The sequence below is a fragment of the Aeromonas sp. sif2433 genome, assembly GCF_019218705.1.
Taxonomy (GTDB): domain Bacteria; phylum Pseudomonadota; class Gammaproteobacteria; order Enterobacterales; family Aeromonadaceae; genus Aeromonas; species Aeromonas encheleia.
The window spans coordinates 19,892-39,567 of sequence record NZ_JAHUXD010000016.1 but is presented as its reverse complement, the minus strand read 5'-3'; the positions used below and the strand labels follow the sequence as shown (position 1 = coordinate 39,567).

Annotated in this window: 16 protein-coding genes; 9 read left to right on the top strand and 7 right to left on the bottom strand. The window is 64.7% G+C overall.

Annotated features, from left to right (window positions below):
- Positions 1-8: 8 nt before the first annotated feature.
- On the bottom strand, positions 9-1,385 hold the full coding sequence (locus tag KW825_RS18880) for a PLP-dependent aminotransferase family protein (protein WP_218330077.1): 1,377 nt from the start codon (positions 1,383-1,385) through the stop codon (positions 9-11).
- A 118-nt stretch (positions 1,386-1,503) separates the two neighbouring features.
- On the opposite strand from KW825_RS18880, the gene KW825_RS18875 reads away from it, so the two are divergent.
- The 3 genes from KW825_RS18875 to KW825_RS18865 all read left to right on the top strand — a co-directional run bounded on the left by KW825_RS18875 (position 1,504) and on the right by KW825_RS18865 (position 3,573).
- The gene (locus tag KW825_RS18875) at positions 1,504-2,100 is read left to right on the top strand and encodes a LysE family translocator (RefSeq protein WP_218330076.1); all 597 of its coding nucleotides are present in this window, start codon (positions 1,504-1,506) and stop codon (positions 2,098-2,100) included.
- A gap of 102 nt (positions 2,101-2,202) precedes the next feature.
- The gene (locus tag KW825_RS18870) at positions 2,203-2,793 is read left to right on the top strand and encodes a LysE family translocator (protein ID WP_218330075.1); all 591 of its coding nucleotides are present in this window, start codon (positions 2,203-2,205) and stop codon (positions 2,791-2,793) included.
- A gap of 87 nt (positions 2,794-2,880) precedes the next feature.
- On the top strand, positions 2,881-3,573 hold the full coding sequence (locus KW825_RS18865; protein WP_218292439.1) for an aspartate/glutamate racemase family protein: 693 nt from the start codon (positions 2,881-2,883) through the stop codon (positions 3,571-3,573).
- Between the two features lie 92 nt (positions 3,574-3,665).
- Here the strand turns inward: KW825_RS18865 and KW825_RS18860 are convergent, their stop codons facing one another.
- Positions 3,666-5,456 carry a long-chain fatty acid--CoA ligase gene (locus tag KW825_RS18860; protein WP_218292440.1) on the bottom strand — a complete coding sequence of 597 codons (1,791 nt, stop codon included), beginning with the start codon at positions 5,454-5,456 and terminating at the stop codon, positions 3,666-3,668.
- Between the two features lie 183 nt (positions 5,457-5,639).
- Here KW825_RS18860 and KW825_RS18855 point away from each other — a divergent pair, with 183 nt between their 5' ends.
- Positions 5,640-6,182 (top strand): thioredoxin family protein, encoded by a 543-nt coding sequence (locus KW825_RS18855; protein ID WP_218330074.1) that lies wholly within the window; start codon positions 5,640-5,642, stop codon positions 6,180-6,182.
- Positions 6,183-6,195: 13 nt separating this feature from the next.
- Here the strand turns inward: KW825_RS18855 and rimI are convergent, their stop codons facing one another.
- On the bottom strand, positions 6,196-6,645 hold the full coding sequence (gene rimI, locus KW825_RS18850; protein WP_218330094.1) for a ribosomal protein S18-alanine N-acetyltransferase: 450 nt from the start codon (positions 6,643-6,645) through the stop codon (positions 6,196-6,198).
- Positions 6,646-6,780: 135 nt separating this feature from the next.
- On the bottom strand, positions 6,781-7,188 hold the full coding sequence (locus tag KW825_RS18845; RefSeq protein WP_218292442.1) for a DNA polymerase III subunit psi: 408 nt from the start codon (positions 7,186-7,188) through the stop codon (positions 6,781-6,783).
- A 299-nt stretch (positions 7,189-7,487) separates the two neighbouring features.
- On the opposite strand from KW825_RS18845, the gene KW825_RS18840 reads away from it, so the two are divergent.
- Together KW825_RS18840 and viaA are read left to right on the top strand one after the other, a co-directional pair.
- A complete protein-coding gene (locus tag KW825_RS18840) occupies positions 7,488-9,095 on the top strand; it encodes an ATPase RavA domain-containing protein (protein ID WP_218330073.1) in 1,608 nt (535 codons plus the stop codon).
- An 86-nt stretch (positions 9,096-9,181) separates the two neighbouring features.
- A complete protein-coding gene (gene viaA, locus KW825_RS18835) occupies positions 9,182-10,636 on the top strand; it encodes an ATPase RavA stimulator ViaA (RefSeq protein WP_218292444.1) in 1,455 nt (484 codons plus the stop codon).
- Positions 10,637-10,675: 39 nt separating this feature from the next.
- On the opposite strand, the gene KW825_RS18830 is transcribed toward viaA, so the two are convergent.
- Positions 10,676-11,674 carry a sensor domain-containing diguanylate cyclase gene (locus tag KW825_RS18830; RefSeq protein ID WP_218330072.1) on the bottom strand — a complete coding sequence of 333 codons (999 nt, stop codon included), beginning with the start codon at positions 11,672-11,674 and terminating at the stop codon, positions 10,676-10,678.
- A 195-nt stretch (positions 11,675-11,869) separates the two neighbouring features.
- Here KW825_RS18830 and KW825_RS18825 point away from each other — a divergent pair, with 195 nt between their 5' ends.
- The 3 genes from KW825_RS18825 (at position 11,870) to prfC (ending at position 17,803) form a co-directional block, all read left to right on the top strand.
- The gene (locus KW825_RS18825; RefSeq protein WP_256353996.1) at positions 11,870-13,744 is read left to right on the top strand and encodes a diguanylate cyclase; all 1,875 of its coding nucleotides are present in this window, start codon (positions 11,870-11,872) and stop codon (positions 13,742-13,744) included.
- Between the two features lie 398 nt (positions 13,745-14,142).
- Entirely contained in the window at positions 14,143-15,900 is a 1,758-nt protein-coding gene (locus tag KW825_RS18820) for a tetratricopeptide repeat-containing diguanylate cyclase (RefSeq protein WP_218330071.1), read from the top strand.
- A 313-nt stretch (positions 15,901-16,213) separates the two neighbouring features.
- Positions 16,214-17,803, top strand: a complete 1,590-nt coding sequence (gene prfC / locus KW825_RS18815) for a peptide chain release factor 3 (RefSeq protein WP_126623457.1) — start codon at positions 16,214-16,216, stop codon at positions 17,801-17,803.
- A gap of 97 nt (positions 17,804-17,900) precedes the next feature.
- Here prfC and KW825_RS18810 read toward each other — a convergent pair whose 3' ends face one another.
- Entirely contained in the window at positions 17,901-18,362 is a 462-nt protein-coding gene (locus KW825_RS18810; RefSeq protein WP_218330070.1) for an acyltransferase, read from the bottom strand.
- Positions 18,355-19,284, bottom strand: a complete 930-nt coding sequence (locus KW825_RS18805; protein ID WP_218330069.1) for a bifunctional helix-turn-helix transcriptional regulator/GNAT family N-acetyltransferase — start codon at positions 19,282-19,284, stop codon at positions 18,355-18,357. Before KW825_RS18805 ends, KW825_RS18810 begins: the two co-directional genes overlap by 8 nt.
- Positions 19,285-19,676: the final 392 nt, after the last annotated feature.

The window sequence follows — 19,676 nt, the reverse complement described above, 5'->3', positions numbered from 1 at the left end:
AGACTCCTTTATAGCAAGGGATTGGTCGGCGGCGCGGCGCGCAGCAGGCCGGCGAGCCGCTCCAGCCCCTCGGCGACCCGGGCGTCGGTGGCGGGCTGGCTGAGGCTGAGGCGTACCCCCTGGGGGGCGGCAAACTGGCCGGCAGCAAAGTGTTCCCCGCTGGCCACCCCGACGTCAAGGGCGTTGGCCGCCTCGGCGAACTCCTGGCTGCGCCAGGGCTCGGGCAGCGGCAGCCAGGCGTGCATGGAGCCCGCCTGCCAGCGGGCGCCAGGCAGCAGGTGACGCAGCAGCTCGCCACGGCGCGCCAGGATGCGTCTCTGCTGCTCGATGAGCGGCATGATCTGGCGCTGACTCACCAGCTTGCAGGCCAGCTCGATCAGCAGCGGGCTCACCATCCAGCTCGACAGCCGCATCGCCTGGGCGAAGCCGTTGCGCAGGGCCGGCGGGGTCAGCACGAAGCCGACCCGCAGCCCGCCACAGGCGATCTTGGCCAGGCTGCCGAGGTAGATGACCCGCTCCGGCGCCAGGTTGACCAGGGGCGGGAGCGGGACCTCGGGCAGCAGGCCGTTGACGTCGTCCTCGATGATCAGCAGATCGTGGCGGCGGGCGATGGCGACTATGGCCTCGCGCCGCGCCCGGCTCATGATGGCGGTGGTGGGGTTCTGCAGGGTGGGGGTCAGATAGAGCAACTTGGCCCGCCGCTGGCGGCAGGCGGCATCCAGGGCTGCGGGGATCAGCCCCTCCTCGTCCATGGGCAGGCCCACCACCTGGTTCTTCAGCTGGCGCGCATTGCCCAGCATGCCGGGGTAGCTGAGCCCCTCGCACAAAATGGTCTCCCCCACGCAACCGGTGGCCAGCAGCGCCAGCATGATGCCGTGCTGGGCGCCGTGGCTGAACAGCAGCCGCTCCTCGTTGCCGTTGATCCCCTGCTCGGCCAGCCAGTCGACAAACAGCTGCCGCTGCGGGAGCCGTCCCGCCTCCTTGTCATAGCCGAGCAGGCCGTTGAGATCGCCGTCCGCGAGTTCGGTCAGCATGGGCCTGATGATGGCGGCTCGATCCAGCTGGACTGGCAGGTTCTGCCACAGCTCGATGCGGTGGTTGTCCTCGTTGCGGATCACCCACTCGTTGGCCGGATCGGTGCCCGCCTCCTTGACCCAGGTGCCGTGGCCCACCCTGGCGGCCAGCAGGCCGCGCCGCTCGGCCTCCGAATAGGCGCGGGTGATGGTGCCGACCGTCACCCCCAGCCGGTCCGCCAGCGCCCTGTGGGTCGGCAGCCGGGTCTGGGGGGGCAGGGTGCCATCGGCGATGGCCTGCTCGATGGCCTTGACCAGTTTCAGGTAGAGGGGCCCCTCGAAGGGGGCGAGGTCCGGAGTCCAGATTGTCATGGTGACAATAAATCCATTGATCGCATAATTGTCTCAATATAGCGTGAATGTCAGCCCCTAAACAATCTGGAACTGCATATTGTACCGATACAATGTGCAGCCATATGGAGATGACCCTATGACCCTCGAATGGTATGTCACCCTGGTGGGCTTCGCCCTGCTCACCTGCGGCACCCCGGGCCCGAACAACCTGATGCTGACCGCCTCCGGCGCCAACTTCGGGGTGCGCCGCACCCTGCCACACCTGATCGGGGTGGCCGTGGGTCAACCCGTGCTGCAGCTGGTGCTGGCGCTGGGGCTCTATCCTCTGTTCGAGCGCTGGCCCTTGCTGCGGCTGGGGCTGCAGATCTTCGGCAGCCTCTATCTGCTGTGGCTGGCCTGGCGCATCGCGGTGGCCGGTGCCCCCGGCGATCCGGCCAGACGGGCACGTCCGCTGACCCTGCTGGAGGGGCTGGGCTTCCAGTTCCTCAATCCCAAGGCCTGGATGATGGGCATCTCCGCCATCAGCCTGTTCAGCCTGGCGGGCACTGCCTACTGGCCGAGCCTGTGGGGCATCATGCTGATCTTCCCCCTGGTCGGCTTCCCCATCTGCTTTGTCTGGGTCCTGTTCGGTCATCAGCTCGGCAACTGGATCAGCTCGGATCGCGGCTGGCGTCGACTCAACGGCAGCCTGGGAGTGCTGACCGCCCTCTGCGTGGTGATGCTCTGGTATTAATGGCTGTCTGATTATTCATGCAAAGAAAATGCATTGGTGAGCTTGTCGTCAGGACGCTGACTCTGCATATTAGGACGCTTGCTCTATATCGATGAGGTTGAGATGGATCTGAACTGGTTGCTGCCCCTGGCGGGATTTGCCCTGATCACCTGTGGCACGCCGGGCCCCAACAACATGCTGCTCACCAGCGCCGGGGCCGCCCAGGGGTTTCGCCGCTCGGTACCGCTGCTGGTGGGGGTGGTCGGCGGCATCAACCTGATGATCCTGGCCACGGCGCTGGGACTCGGGGTGATGTTCGAGAAGCTGCCGCTGCTGCACGAGGGCCTCAAGCTCATCGGCTCGGCATACCTGTTCTGGCTGGCCTGGAAGGTGGCGACCGCCAGCGGCCCGGCCGAAGGGAGCCGGCCTCTCATTCCGGCCCACCAGGGGGCCATGCTGCAACTGCTCAACCCCAAGGCCTGGATGATGGCGCTCTCCGCCATCAGCGGCTTCACCCTGGCGGGGGAGTCCTACTGGCCGTCCGCCGGCTGGGTGCTCGGCATCTTCTTCGTCACCGGCCTCTACACCGGTGCCTTCTGGGTGCTGTTCGGTGCCCAGGTGCGCCGACTCATCCGCACCGCCAGGGGCTGGCGTCGTTTCAACCGAACCATGGGGCTCGCCACGGCGGCCTGCGTGCTGATGATCTGGATTTAGGCCCTTGGCCTGACCTTCTGTCTTGTTGGCCCTTCGGGGCCTTTTTTGTCTGTGGGTGGCCGTCACCCGATGTGAAAAGGAGCGGTTATGAAATGTATCGGTCTGCTGGGTGGCATGAGCTGGGAGTCCAGCGTCAGCTATTACCAGGCGCTCAATCGGGGCGTGCGGGCGCGGCTCGGTGGTCTGCACTCGGCCAGGGTGCTGCTCAACAGCGTCGACTTCGCCGAGATAGAGCGGCTGCAGCACGCCGGTGACTGGCCCGCCACCGCGCGGCTGCTGGCGGCCGAGGCCCATGCGCTGCAGGCGGGGGGCGCCGATTTCCTGCTGATCGGCACCAACACCATGCACAAGGTGGCGCCCGAGATAGCCGCCGCCATCGACATTCCGCTGCTGCATATCGCCGACGCCACCGCCCAGCGCTTGCTGGCCGATGGCGTGCAGCGGGTCGGGCTGCTCGGCACCCGCTTCACCATGGAGCAGGATTTCTACAAGGGGAGGCTGGAAGATCAGTTCGGGCTGGAGGTGCTGGTGCCGCCGGCGGCCGAGCGGGAGCGGGTGCACCGTATCATCTATGACGAGCTCTGTCTGGGGCAGATCCTGGCGTCATCGCGGGCCGAATACCTGGCCATCATAGCGGCGCTGGCCGAGGCGGGAGCCCAGGCGGTGATCCTGGGCTGCACCGAGATAGCCCTGCTGATGGGGGAGGCGCAGGCCGCCGTGCCGCTCTACGACACCACCGCCATTCACGCCGACGCCGCCGTGGCGTGGGCGCTCGGCTGAAGGGGCTACCCAAAAAAGAGCAAACAAGAGAGGCGCCGCGGCGCCTCTCTTTTTATTGGTGTGTAGCCAGGCCGGATCAGGCGTGGCTGTGCTCAGACATGGCTATACATGGCCTCGATCTCGTTCTGGTACTTGGCCTCGATGATCTTGCGGCGCAGCTTCATGGTCGGGGTGATCTCCCCCAGCTCCATGGAGAAGGCGCTCGGCAGCAGGGTGAACTTCTTCACCTGCTCGAACTTGGCCAGCTCCTGCTGCAGCTCATGAATGCGTGACTCGAAGAACTCCACCACCCGGGAGTGACGCAGCAGCTCGGTCTTGCACTGGTACTGCAGGTTGATGGAGCGGGCGTACTCCTCCAGCGACTCGAAGCAGGGCACGATCAGCGCCGACACGAAGTGGCGGGCGTCGGCGACGATGGCGATCTGCTCGATGAAGCGATCCTTGCCGAGGGTGCCTTCCACCAGCTGCGGTGCCACGTACTTGCCGTTGGAGGTCTTCATCAGCTCCTTCAGGCGCTCGGTGAAGTAGATGTTGCCCTCGGCGTCCAGCTCGCCCGCATCGCCGGTGCGCAGGAAGCCATCCTCGGTCATCACCTCGGCGGTAGCCTCTGGCTTGTTGTAGTAGCCGCGCATCACGGTGGGGGAGCGCACCAGCAGCTCATTGTTTTCCCCCAGCTTTACCTCGATGCCGCCGAGGGGCGTGCCGATGGAGCCCAGCCTGAACTGTTGATCCTCATAGCAGCAGACGGTGGCCGTGGTCTCGGTCATGCCGTAGCCGTACTTGAGGTTGAGCCCCATGGCCTGGAAGAACAGGTTCACGTCGTCGGCGAGGCGGGCACCGGCCACCGGCAGGAAGCGGGTGCGGCCGCCGAAGCGGGCGCGCAGCTTGCGAAACACCAGCCGTTCGGCCAGTGCGAGCTGGGCGTAGAGCAGGGGTGAGGCGGACTTGCCGGCCTGGCGGGTCGCCACCATCTGCTTGCCGACCCCGGTGGCCCAGCCGAACAGGGCGCGGCGCAGGCGCGGTGCCTGGGCGACCTTGGCCTGGATCATGGCGTAGGCCTTCTCGTAGAGGCGCGGCACGGCGCACATCACGGTCGGCTTCACCTCGTCGATGACCTCCATCACCTTCTGGGGATCGCGGATGTAGACATTCTCGGCGCCGCAGTAGAGCACGTAGTAGCTCCAGGCGCGCTCGAACACGTGGCTCAGCGGCAACATGCAGAGCGACACATCCTGCTCGTTCAGGTCCAGGCGGCTGTCATGCATCTCGAAGCAGGCGGCGATGTTGGCGAAGTCGAGCATGACGCCCTTGGGCTCGCCGGTGGTGCCCGAGGTGTAGATCAGGGTCAGCAGATCATCCATCCGGTAGCGGCATTCGCGCTCGCGCAGCACCAGTTCGCTTGGCTGATGGTTGCCGGAGACCAGGAAGGTCTGGAAGTGACTGGCCTGCGCGCAGCCGCGCAGATCGACGCCGCCATCGAGGGCGACGAGCTGGCTGATCTCGCCCTCATTCAACAAGACGAGGGCCTGATCGAACTGTTGCTGCTCGCCCACGAACAGCAGCTTGATGCCGGCATCGCGCACTATGTAGCGCAGCTGGTCCAGGGTGCTGGTGGGGTAGATGGGCACGCTGACCCCGCGGGCGGCGAGGATGCCGAGGTCGGCCTGGGTCCACTCCGGCATGTTGCGAGCATAGATGCCGACCATCTCGGTGGGCTGGTGGCCGGCCCGGATCAGGGCCTGGGCACAATAGTCCATCGCCTGTCCCAGGGTGCGCCAGCCGATGGCACGCCATTGGCCATCCTGCTGGACGCGCAAGGCGGCCTTGTTGCCAAGACGGGCAATGCGCTCACGCATCAGTCGAACCAGATGAAGCTGCGACATGGTCAATCATCCTCAAGTAACAGTTGTACGCCCGTGAGGGCACTAAAAATCGGACTGGAGTTTAAACTCTACCATTCCGGCTTACAAGTGTGCGCTGTTTGCTTGGGATCACAAAGTCGTCAAGTCGGTTTGGCTCAGGCATGATGGGGGCTGACAGACTGGATTCGTTCAGGGAGGTGTGCCATGAGTGTCGGGATCAAGAGCCTGATCACGGGGGTCTTGCTGGTACTGGCGGGCGCCGGTGCGCTCTGGTTCGTCCTGGGGCCTCCGGCCGGGGAGGACAATCCCTGGCTCAGCGGGGCCGAGGGCTATGAGCAGGCGCAGCAACGGGCGCTGAGCGAGGGTTACCCCCTGCTCTATGTGATAGAGCACGCCAAGTGTCGACGCTGCAAGACGCTCGATGCCCTGCTGTGGCGCGCCCCCGAGATGCAATCCACCCTGGCCGGCCTGGTCAAGGTGCGGCTCAATCCGGATGCGGGGGATGGCAGCGAGCACATACTGCGCCGCTTCCCGCCGGTGGCGACGCCGCCAGGCGTCTATATCCAGCGGCCGGGAGAGCCGCTTCGGCCCATCAAGATAGTGGTGGATCTGCAGCAGATCTGGATGCCCGGAGTCACCTACGGCCGCGGCTTCTTCATGCCGCTCTCGGGGGCCGGTTTCGACGCCGTGCTGCGGGTGACCCTCAGCCTGGAAGACCCGGCCATCGACAATGCGCCGCTGCCTTAGCTAAGAGAAAGGCTCAGCCGAAGTCGAACAGCCGTGACATCAGCACGGCGTCTTCCCTGTCCTGGCCGGTGCCGTAGTAGTCGGCGCGGCGGCAATATTCGGCGAAGCCTTCACTCTCGTAGAGGGATATGGCGCGCTTGTTGCCGGCGCGTACCTCCAGGAACCAGGCCTCGGCGCTCTTGGCCTTGCTGCGGGCGAGGTACTCCTTGAGCAGTGCGCGACCCAGCCCCTTGCCCTGAAAATCGGGGTGGACGCAGATGTTCATCAGCGAGCTGTCGCCCGCCACCAGATCCGCGATATAGAAACCGGCGGGGAGCCCCTCTACCAGCATCAGGCCATTGAGATAGCGCGGCCCGAAACAGGAGAGCAGGTTGGCCTGGCTCCAGGGCTCCTGGTGGGCGGCCTGCTCGATGGGGTAGATCAGCTCGAAATCGGTGTCGAGCAGGGGGCGAAAGCTGGGCATGGGGTCAGACATGGGAACTCCGGATCGGATTCGTGCTTGCGAGCGGGGCCGCGGCCATGCCATGGTCTTGGCGCCAGTTCGCAAGCCGGGATGAGTAAGGCGGCATAGGGGCCGGCAGGCCGCTGATCGGTTGGCTCAGCCGGGGGCGTGCTGGCGCAGCTGCTGCCACAGCGCCCGCTTCTGGGCCGCATCCGGGGTCAGCGGGCAGATCAGGGCGTCGGGCCAGCGCGCATCGGCGGCCGTCAGCCAGAGCCGGGGCGGAGTCAGCCCCTCGGGCAGCCGATCCAGCACCGCGACCTCGTCGGTGCGGATGCCGAGCCACTGGCAGATGTCCGCCAGCAAGGTCGGGGCGGGCAGCCCGGGGGCCAGCAGCCACAGCTTGCCTTCGGGCATCACCGCTACCGCCGGCGTGCGGGCTGCGCTATCTTCCTGAACGGGCGCGGGCTCGTCACCCAGCAGGGTCGGCACTCTCAGTTGCCAGCTCGGTATGCCCATCCGGGCCAGGATGCGCTGACGCAAAGGGTCCAGCAGGGGATCTTGCATGGCGAAGGCTCACTCTTGATCTGCGTTGGGGTAAATCGTGACGGGCAGAGTACACTTTCGCGGGTTTTGCTGCACCCCGGAGTTTGCGTTTGATCCTCCAGGCTCAAGCCGTCATGGGGATGCGGCGCACGCCAGCCCGCGTTTACGGGTAGATGCGATCCCTCTGATTCGCTATGTTAACCCTGTTTCCCGGCGCCCTGCGGCGGGGATGACCAGAATCAACAGACCATTGCAGTGGTGCAGGGCCAGAGGCCGGACTGCGCAGCCACTCATGACCACCCAGCTTCGGAACCGTGCCTATGCCGCCTTTAGCCCAGAATACTGTTCGTGCCGTCCCCATTCATGAGCGTCTGCCCAGATTGCTGGCGGCCCTCGGCGAGGGACTCTACGAGCGGCAGGACGCCTTGCGGCTCGGTCTGCTGGCCGCCCTCAGCGGTGAGAGCGTCTTCCTGCTGGGCCCGCCCGGCATCGCCAAGAGCCTGATCGCCCGCCGTCTCAAGCTGGCCTTCCACGATGCTCGTCACTTCGAATACCTGATGACCCGCTTCAGCACGCCGGAGGAGGTGTTCGGCCCCCTCTCCATCCAGGCGCTCAAGGAGGATGGCAAGTACCTGCGGCTGACCCGCGGCTACCTGCCGGAGGCCGAGGTGGTGTTCCTCGACGAGATCTGGAAGGCGGGCCCGGCCATCCTCAACACCCTGCTCACCGCCATCAACGAACGCCAGTTCCGCAACGGCGACAGCCAGCACCCCATCCCCATGCGGCTGCTGGTGACTGCCTCCAACGAGCTGCCCGCGCCGGACAGCGGCCTGGAGGCGCTCTACGATCGCATGCTGGTGCGGATCTGGATGGACAGGGTGCAGGAGAAATCCAACTTCCAGGCCATGCTGGCGAGCGATGGCCAGTCCAGGCAGAACCTGCCGCCCTCGATCCAGATCCAGGGGGAGGAGTATGAGGCCTGGCAGGAGCAGATCGAGCAGGTGCGGCTGCCCGCCGCCTGCTTCGAGCTCATCTATCAACTGCGCCAGCAGCTCGACAGCCAGCTCGGCCACAGCTGCTACGTGTCGGATCGACGCTGGAAGAAGGCGGTGCGGCTGATCAAGGCGAGCGCCTTCTTCAACGGTCGCGACGAGGTCGCCCCGCTGGATCTGCTGCTGTTCAAGGATTGCCTCTGGCACGATGAGGCCTCCCGCACCGCCCTGCTGGAGATGATCGGCGAGTTCTCCCGCCTCTACGGCTACCAGCAGCTGGCCATGACCCGTCAGCTGCTCTCCCTGCGCGAGCAGTTCAAGCAGCTGAAGGGGGCCGTGGCCCAGCGGCTCGGCTGCAAGGCGGTCAAGCGCAAGCAGTGGTTCGGCCGCCGCGCCCGTGGCATGCAACTGCCGCTGCTCAACGCCAAGCCCTTCGGCAAGCAGGTGCACTTTCACCTGCTCACGCCGGCCCCGCTCGACGGCGGCGATCCCGAGCGCCTGACCGAGACCCTCACCTTCGATCGCACCCTGCTCTCCCACTGGCACCCCACCGGCGAGGTGCTGGTGGGCTGGCAGCTTGGCAACCCCAAGGAGGGCCACTACGAGCTGGTGCTGGATGAGCAGCTACGGCTGCACGTGCTGGATATCCAGCGCCAGCCGGTGCCTCTGGTGCTGGTGGAGCGGACCGCGATCCCTGAGCTGGTGATCACCCCCTGGCAGGCCGAGCTGGACGTCCTGGCCGCCGAGGTGGGCAAGGTGCAGCAGGCCCTCAAGGGGCAGCGCAGCCTGTTCGAACGCCATCAGCAGCACCTGTTCATCGGCGATCACTGGCTGCAGCAGGTGGAAGACAGCTTCTTCGTGCTGAACCGGGATCTGGACCTGCTGCGCGGCGATCTGCTGCAGTGGCGGGATCGCCTGCCCAGGCTGGATGCGTGAGGCTGACCATGGGTGATGCGACTGTGATAAGCAAGCCGGGGCCTTGCCTGTGCAGCTGATGGCGCGGGATAACGTGAGGGCTCATCATGCTTGAGATCGGCATGATGGATCTCGGGCTCCTCATGGGGGAGGGGGAGCTGGCGGGAGAGATGGCGCTGCTGCTGGCCTCGACCCCCAAGATCTCCGAATTCCTCAAGCGCTCCCCGCTGCAGGGCAAGCTGCTCAAGAAACGCATCCAGAGCTGGAGCGAACAGCTCGGCGAGGAGATGCGCCACAAGCCGGTGCCGGTGGCGCTGGAGCGGGAGTACCTGCTCTATCAGGCCCATCGCTTGCTGCCCCTGTCCGAGCTGGTGGGGCGCCTGCCCAGCCTGCTGGAGGCGCTGGAGCAGCACAGCCCCTTCGCCGGCGATGCCCGCAGCCTGGTGCGCCAGATCATGGTGCAGCCGACCGAGAGCCTGCGTCAGCTGTTCATCGAGAAGTGGCGGGGCAGCCTGGTGGGCAGCCTGTTGCAGCTGCAGCAGCAGATCGCCGAGGCGGAGCGGGAGAAGCAGCGCCAGGAGATAGAGGATCAGCTGCTGGCGAACCGCACCCTGGCCGACGCCCTGGATCCGCACCAGATATCCGCCGGCGGTCTCTGGGATCTGGCCCAGGGCAGCTGGCACAAGCGCAGCCTGGTGCTGGTGAAGCAATATGCCCGCATGTTGCAGCAGGAGCCCCTGCTGGCCGAGATCGCGGCCCTGCTGGGGCGCAGCGAACGGGATCGGCGCACCGACGCCCGGGTCTTGCCGCCGGTGCCGGTGCACGAGCTGGAGGAGGTGCAGACCGACGACGTGCCGGACGATCTGGTGGGGGTGCATCCGGCCAACGATCTGATGCGGCTGCTGCCGAGCGAGGCGGTGATGCTGGCCCTGCCTGAGCTGGAGCTGGAGTTCTATCGCCGCTATCTGGAGCGGCGCCTGCTCAGCTACCAGTCGCGGGGCACCCTGCCACGCCAGCGTCTCATGCTGCGCAGCCCGGAGCAGGGCGGGCAGGAGCCGCAGCCGCGCGGCCCCTTCATCGTCTGTGTCGATACCTCGGGCTCCATGGGCGGCTACCCGGAGGAGTGCGCCAAGGCGCTGTTCCTGGCCCTGCTCAAGGTGGCGATGGACGAGCAGCGAGGCTGCTATCTGATGCTGTTCTCCACCGAGGTGGCGACCCTGGAGATCACCGCCGAGACCGGGCTCGACAAGGCGGAACGCTTCCTCTCCATGAGTTTTCACGGCGGTACCGATCTGGTGCCCTGTCTCGAGAAGGCGCTGATCCGGCTCGAACAACCGGACTTTGCCAAGGCCGACGTGCTGGTGATCTCGGACTTCATCGCCCAGAGCCTGCCCCATGCCCTGCTCGATCGCATGAACCAGCGGCGCAAGCAGGGGACCCGCTTCCACGCCGTCGCCATGTCCAGGCACGCCAAGGCGGCGATCCTGCGGGTGTTCGACAACAGCTGGCTGCTCGACTGCGGCCTGCGTGGCCGCCTGCTGCGGCGCTGGCAGCGCAGTTAGGAACAGAGGGGGCGGCGAGATGCCGCCCCGCCGCGCAGCTTAGGCGCTGTGGTTGAGCCCTCGCTCGTTCACCTGCTCCTGATCCAGCAGCGGCTGACCGCTCGGCTGGGCGATATAAAATCCCCGCTTGCCGCCGCGCTTGACTCTGTACATGGCCTGATCGGCCCGGGCCAGGGCGCCGCTGAAATCGTCCTGTGGCCGGATGGCCGCTATCCCCATGCTCAGCCCCACGACCGCCTCGCCATTGGGCAGCTCGAACGGGGTGGCGATGGCCTCGATGCAGCGGTGTGCCAGCTGGCCGGTGCGGGGATCCTCGCACTGCCAGGGCAGCAACAGCACGAACTCGTCCCCCCCGAGCCGGCCCAGCCGGATGTCGTCGCCGCAGCAGGCGCGCAGGCGCTGGCTGATGGCCACCAGCAGCTCGTCGCCGGCGCGGTGGCCCAGGTTGTCGTTCACCTGCTTGAAGTCATCCAGATCGATGAAGCAGATGGCCCTGTGCTCTCCGGGGAACTGGCGGTGCAGGGCGGTGCGATTGAGCAGGCCGGTGAGGGGATCCCGGTGGGCGAGCTGGGCCAGCTGCTGCTCGTACTCCTTCTCGTGGGTGATGTCGATGTGGGTCCCCATCACCCGGACCGGGTTGCCCCGCTCATCCCGCTCCACCACCCGGCCCCGGTCCAGCACCCAGGTGACCTTGCCATCCTTGGCGAGCATGCGGTGCATCACCTGATAGAAGGGGCTCTTGCCCTCCAGGTGATCGAAGAAGGCCTGCAACACCCGCTCCCTGTCTTCCGGGTGCAGGTGGGCACGCCACACATCGAAGTGGGCCGACAGCTCCTTGGGCTGGTAGCCCAGCATGGCGCCCCAGCGCCGGTTGAAGATGACGAGCTTGCCGGTGGGGATGTGGTTCTGCCAGATGCACAGGCCGGTGCCGTCCATGGCGGCATCCAGCTTCTCACGGGCATCCTCGGCCACCCGCTTCAGGCGCTCATTCTCCTGCAGCAGCCTGTCATAGGCCTCCCGCAGCTCTTCATATGTCATCCATAGGCCCTTACCCGTTCCAGCTTTGTCTATAGTCGATGCAGATTTTCCTCCTGTAAAGAATGAGATAGCGGGAGTGAGAGCGAGTCGATGCGGGTTGTCAGCGCCCTGTGGTGACTGTGCGGCCACCACAGGGCGGGATATGATGGGCATCTGCATTGCGTCAGCGCTATCGAATGGGGAAACGGAACCGGCATGAAGATCCTGATGAACCTGATCCTGCTGCTCGGGCTGTGCGCCACCCCGGCCCAGGCGGCCCAGGCCCTGCTCGCGGAACCCGCGCTGTCCCGGGAGCTGCAGCAACTGGAGGACGATTTTCATCCCGCCAGGGAGTTTCGGGAGCGGGTCGCCAGCCTGGTGGCCCAGAGTGACAGCTACCCACCGGACGTGCAGGGGCGGATCGCCCGCCTGCAGTGCTGGGCCATGCCCGCCGAGCGGGACAGCGAATACCGGCGCATCGTGGCCTTCGCCAGCCAGGAGCTGGCCAGCGCCCGCGCCCGCAAGGACAGGATCACCGAGAGCGGCCTGCTCGCCTGCCGCGCCCTCCATCAACAGCTGCTCGGCAACATGGCCCAGGCCAGCCAGGATTACGACGACGGGCTGACCCTGGCGCGCCGGCTGGGGGATGACCGGCAGCGCGCCGATATCCTCAGCCTGCGTGGCGAGATGTACTCCTATCAGGGGGAGATGGCCGAGGGGCTGATGGAGCTGATAGATGCCCATCGGCGCTACGAGGATCTCGGGCTGGACAACAAGGGGCGCGAGGTGCTGGCCAAGATCGCCAACGCCTATCGCCGGATGGGGCTCTATGAGCGGGCGGAGGGCTACTTCCAGGAACTGGAGCACGACTACCGCAGCCGCAACGAGCAGGAGCACCTGATCGACATCCACTCCCAGCAGGGGCTGCTCTACAGCGAGATGGGGGAATATGACAGGGCCCTGCCCCTGCTGTCCCGGGCCGAGCAGTTTTACCAGGCCCAGCATCGGGACGGGATGCTGGCCTGGAGCCAGATCGAGATGGCGACCATCTTGCTCAACCAGGGCAAGACGGCGGAGGCCATGAGCAAGCTGGAGCAGGCCTCCTCGCTGCTGAACCAGCGGGAGGGGGCCGACACCGTGACCCGGGGCCACTGGCACATAGTGATGGCCATGGTGCAGGATGCCATGGGGCAGTCGGCCAAGGCGCTGGCGCACCTGGCGCAGGCCGAGCCGATCTTCGGCAGGGAGCAGAACCTGCGCTTCCTCGCCTGGGTCCACGAGGTGCGGGCCAGGGTGCTGGAGCGGCAGGGGCGCATCAAGGAGGCGCTGACCAGCCTCAAGCAGTTCGTGAGTGCCAATCAGGATCTCGAGCGGGTGCTGCAGGAGCAGCGCTCCTTGCAGATGCGCTTCGAATTCGATCTGGCCCGCAAGGAGCTGGAGAACCAGACCCTCAAGACCAAGCAACTGCTGCAGGAGGAGAAGCTCAAGCAACTGCAGGAGCGGCGGCAATGGCAAGCGCTGGTGGCCGGGCTGCTGGTGCTGGTGATGGCCATGCTGGTGCTCTATCAGCTCGGGCGCACCCGCAAGATGCGCCGGCTCGCCATGACAGATGAGCTCACCGGCATCCACAACCGGCGCCAGATCCAGGCCAAGGGGCGCAAATGGTTCAGCCAGACGCGCGAGAGCGGCAAGCCGCTGTGCGTGCTGCTGCTGGACATCGACCACTTCAAGCGGGTCAACGATCGGCTGGGCCACCACGTCGGCGATCTGGTGCTGACCGCCGTGGCCCAGAGCATCGAGGATCAGCTGCGCAGCCTGGACAGGGTGGGGCGCAACGGCGGCGAGGAGTTTCTGGTGCTGCTGCCGGAGACCCGGCTCGACGAGGCGGCCGAGGTGGCGGAGCGGATCCGGCTCGAGGTCGCCCGGCTGCGCATCGAGGGGGTCCCAGAGGATCATCCGATCCGGGTCAGTATCGGCTGTGCCCAGTACCGGTCGCAGGACGACAACCTGGGGGAGCTGATCCGCCGCGCCGACGAGGCCATGTACAAGGCCAAGCAGAGCGGGCGCAACCGGGTGGTCATGGCCACCTGAGCGGTCATTGCCGTGGTGGGAGGCTATCCGGCTCGAGCGATCCCCCTCCATCACTAGTTTCCGCAGGGTGACGGTCATCACCAGAGCGGGCCTGAGCAGATGGATCCTTCGTCAGGATCCGGTCTACTCTTCTGTGGAAACTACTCATCGGTCCAGTTTCTGTCAGGTTTGCGAGATTAGCATTCGGTGTGACCAGGGTCACATTTTTGGCGGTAAGCTGTGCACCCTCTATTTAAGATCGCATCCAGGAGGCCCCCATCCAACGACAGCATCAAGGAGCGCAATTTTTGACGCGCTCGATACGTTTGTTATCTCTGTTGCTGCTCATCGCATCACCCGGATGGGGCCAAGCTACAGCCTACAACTTGCTGGAGAGGGGGCAGGATGAGATCCGCCAATTGGAAGATGCTCTGCTCCCCTTCGACGAGTTCAAACGCAGGGTCGACCTGCTGGCACTGCAGAAATCAAATTATCCCGTTGCTCTGCGTGGACGCATTACCCAGTTGCAGTGCTGGGCCTATACCATCAGGGATCTCGAACGGTACGATGAGGCGATCGAGTTCGCCAGGCAGCAGCTTGAGCTGGCGCAGCATGCGGGTGATATGCAGACCAAGACGGGCCTGATGATCTGCCTGAGTTGGTATCAGCAACGGCAGGGCAAGAATGATGAGGCGCTGCGGGGCTATGAGCAGGCCTTGGAGCTTGCCACTGCACTGGGGGATGTCAGGCGGCAGGCCAAGGCCCATGGCTATTTGGGCGGCCTGCTTTCGGCTCAGGGCAACATGCTGGAGGCGATGCGCCATCTGCAGGCCTCCCTCGATCTCTACAAGTCCATCGGGCTGGAGGATCGGGACCTGCACCTGCAGGTCAGCATGGCCAACCTCTATCGCCAGTTGGGGATCTATGAGCAGGCCGAGCAGCTGTTAAAGAAACTCTCCGATATCTATCAAGCCCGTGACGAGGCGGAGTGGCTCACCACTATTCGTGTCTACCAGGGCATCCTCTATACAGAGACAAATGAAAACGACAAGGCGATCGCCTTGCTTAGCCAGGCCGAGCAGTACTATGAGGACAAGCAGCGACCGATGGAAGTTGCCGAGGTGCGGCTGTATCGGGCCTTCGCCCTGCTCCAGCGGGATCGCATCGAAGAGGCATGGGACAAGCTGCAACAGGTCAATGACAGCATCGCAGCGGGTGAGCGGCTCGAACCCATGCTGCTGGCATTACGGGATATGCTGATGGGGATCGTCTTGAACAAGAGGGGCGATCATCAGCTTGCCCTCAATCACCTCGATGCGGCTATCACTGTCCTGCAAGAGGGAGATAGCCAGAAGCAACTGGGCTACGCCTATCGAGTCAAGTCACTGGTGTTGAAGGAGATGGGCCTCTATCAGGCCAGTTTGCAGGCGCTTGAGCAGTTTATAGAGATAGATCATCGGGTGGAGGATGCGTTGCGTGATCGTCGCATCATGCAGGTGCAACTGGAGCGGGAGCTCACGCATCAGGCGATGAAAAACGAGCAACTTGAGAGCGAGCGCAAGCTGGAGCAACAGACGTCGGAGCTCTCCCGTGAACGGCGCCAGTGGCAGAGGCTGATATTGGCGCTGCTGCTGGGAGGGCTGCTGTTCTACCTGGTCAAACGGATCATCGCCCTGCGCACCCTGTCGATTACGGATGAGCTGACCAGTCTGCTCAATCGCCGCCAGATCCTGATGCAGGCGCAGATGATGCTGCAACATTCACAGCACAGCCGTGCGCCTTTCTCACTGCTGATGCTGGATATCGATCACTTCAAACGGGTCAACGATACCCTTGGCCACAACATGGGTGACGTCGTGTTGATTGAGGTCGCCCAGTGCATCAGTCGTACCCTGCGGGCTGAGGATGTGGTCGGTCGCAACGGCGGGGAGGAGTTTCTGGTGTTGCTGCCCAACACCGACATGGCAGCAGCAGCCAGGGTCGCGGAGCGGATCCGTACCCAGGTGGCTGCATTGCAAATCGAAGATGTCACCAACGTCTTGGATATCCGGGTCAGTATCGGCGTTGCCCAATATCATCTGGAAGATAGCAGCCTGTCGGCCCTGGTGCATCGAGCCGATCTCGCCATGTATCAGGCCAAGCGGCAGGGACGAAACCGAGTCGTCATGGCCTCCTGAGTCAGCCAGCGGGCGGCCGGGGCGCTGCGATCGCCTGGATAGAAGCGGCCTGCTCCGGCACAGTTCGTCGGCATCAAGGTGGGGGCTAAGCCGGGCTGGGTATTTTTCACTCGCGCGGGTATAATGTCGCGCAATTTTGCTTTGGCTCAGGCGAGAAAACCCATGTAACGCAACGCTCCTCCTTCTTTCCACCGGCTTGGCCAGATGCCAGCCAGCGTGGCGCTGTTGCGTGTATGTGTGCCGTGAGTTGAATGCGGCAGCCCGGATTTATTCCCACGGTGGCCAAGGCCACCGCTCAATAGAAGAACGTCGAATCATGTCAGCTGAATTTCTGAGTGAAGTCTCCAAGAGACGCACCTTTGCGATCATCTCGCACCCGGATGCGGGTAAAACCACCATCACCGAGAAAGTCCTGCTGTTCGGACAGGCCATTCAGCGCGCCGGTACCGTCAAGGGCCGTGGCTCGGGCCAGCATGCCAAGTCCGACTGGATGGAGATGGAGAAGCAGCGCGGTATCTCCATCACCACCTCGGTGATGCAGTTCCCCTACAGCGAGTGTCTGGTCAACCTGCTCGATACCCCGGGTCACGAGGACTTCTCCGAAGATACCTACCGTACTCTCACAGCCGTGGATTGTTGCCTGATGGTCATCGATGCCGCCAAGGGGGTCGAAGACCGTACCCGCAAGCTGATGGAAGTCACCCGGCTGCGCGATACCCCCATCCTCACCTTCATGAACAAGATGGACCGCGAAGTGCGCGATCCCATGGAAGTCATGGACGAGGTGGAGCGCGAGCTGAAGATCATGTGTGCCCCCATCACCTGGCCCATCAGCTGCGGCAAGTCCTTCAAGGGGGTCTATCACCTCTACAAGGATGAGACCTACCTGTACCAGACCGGTCAGGGCCACACCATCCAGGAGAAGCGGGTGGTGAAGGGGTTGCACAACCCCGAGCTGGATGCCGCCATCGGTGAAGACCTGGCGGCCCAGCTGCGCGGCGAACTGGAGTTGGTGCAGGGCGCCTCCCCCGAGTTCGATCACGAGGCCTTCATCGCCGGCGAGATGACCCCGGTCTTCTTCGGTACCGCGCTCGGTAACTTCGGTGTCGACCACATGCTGGACGGCCTGACCGACTGGGCACCGTCCCCCATGCCGCGTAAGGCCGAGAGCCGTATCGTTGCCGCCACCGAGGAGAAGTTCTCCGGCTTCGTGTTCAAGATCCAGGCGAACATGGATCCGAAGCACCGTGACCGTATCGCCTTCATGCGCATCGTCTCCGGCACCTACAGCAAGGGCATGAAGATGCGTCACGTGCGCATCGGCAAGGATGTGAACATCTCCGACGCCGTCACCTTCATGGCCGGCGATCGCGAGCAGGCCGTCGAGGCCTGCGCCGGTGACATCATAGGGTTGCACAACCACGGCACCATCCAGATCGGCGACACCTTCACCCAGGGTGAGGATCTGAAGTTCACCGGCATCCCGAACTTCGCCCCCGAGCTGTTCCGCCGCATCCGCCTGCGCGACCCGCTCAAGCAGAAGCAGCTGCTCAAGGGGCTGGTCCAGCTCTCCGAAGAGGGCGCGGTGCAGGTGTTCCGCCCGCTCATCAGCAACGATCTCATCGTCGGTGCGGTCGGTGTGCTGCAGTTCGATGTGGTCGTTTCGCGTCTGAAGAGCGAGTACAACGTCGAGGCCCTGTACGAGGCGGTCAACGTCTCCACCGCCCGCTGGGTGGAAGGCACAGACGTCAAGAAGTTCGAGGAGTTCAAGCGCAAGAACGAGCTGAACCTGGCGTTGGATGGCGGTGACAACCTCACCTACATAGCCCCGACCATGGTCAACCTGCGCCTGGCCCAGGAGCGTCACCCTGACGTCCAGTTCCGCCAGACCCGCGAGCACTGATACGCAGCGATGCCGTGATCACGGATAAACAAGACCCCGCCTCGGCGGGGTCTTTGCTTTATGGGGTTCTCGGGTGCCAGTCAGGGGCGCCGGGTACTCAGAAGGCGCGCAACAACCGGGCGGGATTACCGGCATAGGTGCCGGGGATCAGGATATCCCGGGTCACGACAGCCCCGGCGCCGATGACGGCACCCCGGCAGATCCGCACGGGCAGGATGGTGGCATTCGATCCTATGGCGACGCCGTCTTCGATGACAGTCCGTCCCCAGCTGGCGGGATCCGGATCGGGCGCCCCTCCCCGAAACAGATCATTGGCAAACATGACCCCGTGGCCGATGAAGCAGCGCTCGCCTATGGTGACCTGTTCGCAGATGAAGCTGTGTGACTGGATGCGTGAGCCGTGGCCAATCGACACATTGGCCTGGATCTCCACGAAGGGGCCGACGAACACATCGTCGGCCAGGGTGCAGCCGTAGAGGTTGACCGGCTCGATCAGCGTCACGCGCTCACCGAAGCTGACATCGCGGATCCCGGCGGAGCGCAGTATGGGTTCATTCATGGCGGGCGCCCTGTTCCAGCGTCATCACCATGCAGATCTCGCAGGCGTCGTGGCCGGTACAGCCGAGCGGGCCGGGCAGGTGTTCGAAGCCCAGCGACTCATAGAGCGCGGTCGCCTCCCGCAGCACCGCCGTGGTCTCCAGGTAGCAGCGCCGGTAGCCGAGGGTTCTCGCCTCAGCCTGGGCCTGCAGCACCAGCCGTCGCCCCAGTCCCAGTCCGCGCAGGGCGGGCAGGAAGTACATCTTCTGCAGCTCACAGGTCTCGCTTTCCCCCGCCAGCGGGGCTATGCCGCCGCCGCCGAGGATGGTGCCGTCCGGCCCCTCGATGACCCAATAACGGCTGCGCTCACCCTGATAGGTTTCATGGAGAAAGTCGAGGCTGGGATCCGCCACTCCATAGCCCTTGTCGGCGGTGAGGCCGTATTCGGCGGAGACGGCCCGCACCACGGCGGCGATGGCGGCATTGTCATCCGGGGTGATGGGGCGAATGTGATAACCCTGCTGGCGGCGGGCGCGGGAGAGGGCGCTGCGATAGAGGCGCAGGCCGTCCCACAGCTGTTCGCACTCGGCCTGACTGAGCTGGGCCAGGGCTTGCTCGGTGGCGCCGTCCATCTCCTGATGCAGCGCCTGCAGCTGGATCTCGCCGGCCCGGGTGAGCCGCGCCTCCTTGCTGCGCCCATCCGAGGGGTGGGGGTGCCAGTCGATGAGGCCCCGCTCGGCGAGGCGAGCCAGCGGCCGGCTGGCGTTGGACTTGTCGATGCGCAGTCGCTCGGCGAGCTGCTGGTTGGTGGCGGGGCCACTCTCCAGCTCGATCAGCAGGTGGGCTTCGAGGGGGGTCAGGGCCAGTGCGCCGCACTGCTGGGAGAGCATGCCGAGTTCGCGTACCAGCTCCCGTGACAGGGCGCGCAGGGGACGGGGATCCATGTGTCATTGTCCTTTTGGTTGTAACCAGCAACCAATATAACCAACAAGTTGTCACTGGCAACCGCTTTCTTGGGCAGGGACGCTGGCGGCCGGGCATAAAAAAAGGGCCCGGGAGGGGGCCCAAACATTGGAAACCCGCGCCGGGGCGCGGATCCCATCCTTGGTCAGAAGAAGAGCCGGTGACACCGGTTCGGCCAACGTGGCGTCGGCCGTGGTGTCACCCGCGGTTCGATTTTCTTTATATTCCCGGCTTACACCAGCTCAGCCAGCATGGCGTCGGCCGTGGTGTCACCAGCGGTTCGATTTTCTTTTTATTCCCGGCTTACACCAGCTCAGCCAGCATGGCGTCGGCCGTGGTGTCACCCGCGGTTCGATTTTCTTTATATTCCCGG

What these genes read in the sequence shown, in the direction of transcription:
- KW825_RS18880 (WP_218330077.1), bottom strand. Translation starts at nt 1,385, where the DNA reads ATGACAATCTGGACTCCGGACCTCGCCCCCTTCGAGGGGCCCCTCTAC.
- KW825_RS18875 (WP_218330076.1), top strand. Translation starts at nt 1,504, where the DNA reads ATGACCCTCGAATGGTATGTCACCCTGGTGGGCTTCGCCCTGCTCACC.
- KW825_RS18870 (WP_218330075.1), top strand. Translation starts at nt 2,203, where the DNA reads ATGGATCTGAACTGGTTGCTGCCCCTGGCGGGATTTGCCCTGATCACC.
- KW825_RS18865 (WP_218292439.1), top strand. Translation starts at nt 2,881, where the DNA reads ATGAAATGTATCGGTCTGCTGGGTGGCATGAGCTGGGAGTCCAGCGTC.
- KW825_RS18860 (WP_218292440.1), bottom strand. Translation starts at nt 5,456, where the DNA reads ATGTCGCAGCTTCATCTGGTTCGACTGATGCGTGAGCGCATTGCCCGT.
- KW825_RS18855 (WP_218330074.1), top strand. Translation starts at nt 5,640, where the DNA reads ATGAGTGTCGGGATCAAGAGCCTGATCACGGGGGTCTTGCTGGTACTG.
- rimI (WP_218330094.1), bottom strand. Translation starts at nt 6,645, where the DNA reads ATGCCCAGCTTTCGCCCCCTGCTCGACACCGATTTCGAGCTGATCTAC.
- KW825_RS18845 (WP_218292442.1), bottom strand. Translation starts at nt 7,188, where the DNA reads ATGCAAGATCCCCTGCTGGACCCTTTGCGTCAGCGCATCCTGGCCCGG.
- KW825_RS18840 (WP_218330073.1), top strand. Translation starts at nt 7,488, where the DNA reads ATGCCGCCTTTAGCCCAGAATACTGTTCGTGCCGTCCCCATTCATGAG.
- viaA (WP_218292444.1), top strand. Translation starts at nt 9,182, where the DNA reads ATGCTTGAGATCGGCATGATGGATCTCGGGCTCCTCATGGGGGAGGGG.
- KW825_RS18830 (WP_218330072.1), bottom strand. Translation starts at nt 11,674, where the DNA reads ATGACATATGAAGAGCTGCGGGAGGCCTATGACAGGCTGCTGCAGGAG.
- KW825_RS18825 (WP_256353996.1), top strand. Translation starts at nt 11,870, where the DNA reads ATGAAGATCCTGATGAACCTGATCCTGCTGCTCGGGCTGTGCGCCACC.
- KW825_RS18810 (WP_218330070.1), bottom strand. Translation starts at nt 18,362, where the DNA reads ATGAATGAACCCATACTGCGCTCCGCCGGGATCCGCGATGTCAGCTTC.
- KW825_RS18805 (WP_218330069.1), bottom strand. Translation starts at nt 19,284, where the DNA reads ATGGATCCCCGTCCCCTGCGCGCCCTGTCACGGGAGCTGGTACGCGAA.